The following is a 671-nucleotide window of genomic DNA, read 5'->3' on the forward strand; positions in this document are numbered from 1 at the left end:
GCTACCACCCCTTCATCACCAACTCTGACCTGTCGATGCTCCAAGCTGATGAGCGTCACCGAGGCCATGCCCTCATCGAACAAGTCATGGCGGAGCTGAAGGACAATGCCTTGGCCCACCTGCCCTCAGGCCGCTTCACCGCCAACGCCGCCTGGCTGCAGCTGGCGGTACTCGCCTTCAACATCTCCCGGGCCGCAGCCCACGCCGCGGGCATGAACACCGCCCGCATGCCCACCATCCGCCAGCGCCTGGTCATGGTGCCAGCCCGCATCGCCCACCACTCCAGGCGTCGAATCCTGCACTACCCCACCCACTGGCCCTGGCAGCAGGAGCTCATGGACCTGTGGGACCACGCCACCGGCAGCGACCCGCCCATCGCGGCCTGACCACCACCCACACAGCCCCACCGGGCCCAACCCCGAGGAACCCCAGGACAAGCCGACACGAGAGGTCGGAGACTCACTCGCGCCCACACCACCCCGACACCCTTCCACCAGACCTCCCACGCAATCACTCGACCCACCCACCCCAAAACGGTGGATCAGGGCTCAGCCCCGCCTCCTTGACCCCACACATGGTGCTGGGCCTTCCTGACGTCCTGCGGTCAGGGATCATCGACTCCTACGTGAACGCGCTCACCCCGCTCTTCCTGTAGCTCTCACCGCTGCTGG

1 protein-coding gene is annotated in these 671 nt (G+C 66.6%); it reads left to right on the forward strand.

Annotation, left to right across the window (positions count from 1 at the left end; translation table 11 throughout):
- Positions 1–386 (forward strand): transposase (locus tag FK530_RS24580; protein ID WP_193560363.1); only part of this gene is annotated, 386 nt, incomplete at its 5' end.
- Between the last annotated feature and the right edge of the window lie 285 nt (positions 387–671).

The sequence above is a fragment of the Tsukamurella conjunctivitidis genome (assembly GCF_007858475.1).
In the GTDB taxonomy this organism is placed as follows: domain Bacteria; phylum Actinomycetota; class Actinomycetes; order Mycobacteriales; family Mycobacteriaceae; genus Tsukamurella; species Tsukamurella conjunctivitidis.